Origin of the sequence: Bacillus sp. C30 (genome assembly GCF_040838255.1) — a bacterium.
GTDB classification, from domain to species: domain Bacteria; phylum Bacillota; class Bacilli; order Bacillales; family Bacillaceae_G; genus Bacillus_A; species Bacillus_A mycoides.
Window position 1 is genome coordinate 1 of sequence record NZ_JBFPJH010000441.1, and the last position, 2,404, is coordinate 2,404.

Consider the following 2,404-nt stretch of genomic DNA (forward strand, 5'->3'; position numbering starts at 1 on the left):
GCAGCTTCCATCACAATCTCACTTAAAGTTAGTTGAGCATGTGGTGTTAATGCAATATCTTCAACTGTCATGCCTGATTCAATTGCTAAACCCATTTCGGCAATTATTTCTGATGCACCATTACCCACGATTTGAGCACCTACTAATACACCATCTTCTTTACGCACCAATAGCCTCAAGAACCCTTTTCCTTCATTTGATACAAGTGCACGACCGTTTGCTGAAAATGGGGATTGAATCACTTTTACTTCCATGCCTTCTGCCTTTGCTCGCTCTTCAGTATAACCAACTGTAGCTAATTCAGGATTTGTGAAACAAACTGCTGGAATTGCCAAGTAATCAACACATGATAGTTCACCAGAAATAGCTTCAGCAGCTACTTTTCCTTCGTAAAATGCTTTATGTGCAAGCTGTGGACCAGCAATAATATCACCGATAGCAAAAATGTTCGGAAGGTTAGTACGGCATTGTTGATCAACTTTTAATAAACCGCGGTCAGAAAACTCAATACCGATTTTTTCAAAACCCATATTTTCAGTATTAGGACGACGGCCAACCGTTACTAATACGTAATCAGCGTCAACTTTCTTTTCTTCACCACCAATTTCGTAGGTAACAATTACACCATTTTCAACTTCTTCAACACCTTTAGCGGATGCATCTACTATTACTGTAACACCTTTGTTTATAAGGTCTTCTTTCACAATTTGAGTCATTTGTTTATCGAAGCCAGTTAAAATATCTTTACCTCCTTCAATAATTGTTACTATAGAACCGAGGGAAGCGTAAGCAGAGCCCAATTCAGTACCAATGTAACCACCACCGATTACAACCAATTTACTTGGAACTTCAGTTAAACTAAGTACACCTGTAGAGTTAATCACACGTTTTGTAAATTTAAATGTTGGAATTTCAACTGGGCGTGATCCAGTAGCTATAATTGCATTTTTAAATGTATATGTTTGAGCTGCATCTTTATTGGTTACTCGTATAGTGTTAGCATCCATGAAATAAGCTTCACCTTTTATCACTTCTACTTTATTGCTTTTTAATAACCCTTCTACACCACCTACTAATTTCTTTACAACGTTGTTTTTAAATTCTTGTACTTTTGCAAAATCAACATTTACACCAGAAGAAAAAATACCCATATTTTCTGAATGCTTTGTTTCCTCAAAACGATGACCTACAGAAATAAGTGCCTTAGATGGAATGCAGCCGACGTTAGCACATACGCCACCAAGATTCTCTCTTTCTATAATTGCCACTTGTTTCCCTAATTGTGAAGCTCTTATTGCAGCAACATATCCTCCAGGTCCAGAGCCAATTACGATTGTTTCTATTTCTCTCATATCCTTTTTCACACTCCTCCAAAAATTAGAAACAGGTAGGCCGAAATTGTTCATACTCTACACATTTTTCAATTTACTATTTTGTATTAGTACCATTCTTCTCTCAACCGTTTTTTCATAGTTCCATCATGGAATTTCTATTAAGTGATCACTCCCTCAAAAAAGAAACCGAACAGTCTCTTTTTTGCGATAAAAATTACGGCTTACTTGGCCGTAATTTTTTTTTCCAATTCATCTAAAAGTCGTGACGATACTGTATCAATATAGACTGTATCTTGGTATAAGCGTGACAAGGCAAGTGCTCCTTCAAGAGAAGAAATCCAGATGATAGCAATCTGCTTTGCTTGAGTATCTGATCTTAACTCCCCTTGCTCAATTCCATTCGTAATAATCTTTTCAATCATTCCAAGTAATTGATTCATCGCTATCTGTGCTTGTTCTGCCATAAGTGGGTGGGAATCATCTGCTTCTAACGTTACATTCATGATTGGACAGCCTCCTGGAAGAGGATCATTATGAACGAGAGATGTAAAAACTGAGATAAAACTTTTTAACTTATCAAATGTAGTGGATGCTTTTTTTATTTCTTCAATATAACGCACTCCCATTTGTGAAGTTGCGTGCTGAAAGGCTTGAACAGCCAAGTCATCTTTATTTTTAAAGTGACGATAAATACCACCCTTCTCTAGCCCAGTCTCTCGCATAATATCAGAAATTGAAGAACCACTATACCCCTTTATATTAAACAGAGCAGAGGAACGATCAAGAATCATTCTTTTTGTTAATTCACCTTTACGCATAGTGTCCTCCTAAAAGAAAACATTTGGTCTCTTTTTAGTATATGACAAACCGAAAAGAATTAGCAAGAAAAATAACGGAGAGAATCAATGAGTAAAAAAATAAATGATTCACTATTTTAATAGGGATCAAAATAAATACTTGAAAACATCTTTTATTTACAGAGGTGTACTCTCTGCCAATCTAGCTGCGCTAATAATAGGAGCCCACTGGAAAATTTCATCTCTTAATAAACCTGTTTTTTTGCAATATAT

Annotated in this window: 2 protein-coding genes and 1 pseudogene; all 3 read right to left on the reverse strand. The window is 36.1% G+C overall.

Annotation, left to right across the window (positions count from 1 at the left end; all coding sequences use genetic code 11):
- Window positions 1–1,352: dihydrolipoyl dehydrogenase (gene lpdA, locus AB3X49_RS21450; protein ID WP_367964610.1), on the reverse strand; the 1,352-nt coding region annotated here is incomplete at its 3' end.
- Between the two features lie 203 nt (window positions 1,353–1,555).
- The gene (locus AB3X49_RS21455; RefSeq protein WP_367964612.1) at window positions 1,556–2,152 is read right to left on the reverse strand and encodes a TetR/AcrR family transcriptional regulator; all 597 of its coding nucleotides are present in this window, start codon (window positions 2,150–2,152) and stop codon (window positions 1,556–1,558) included.
- A 156-nt stretch (window positions 2,153–2,308) separates the two neighbouring features.
- Window positions 2,309–2,404: pseudogene (locus tag AB3X49_RS21460) on the reverse strand (aminoglycoside phosphotransferase family protein); the annotation flags it as partial.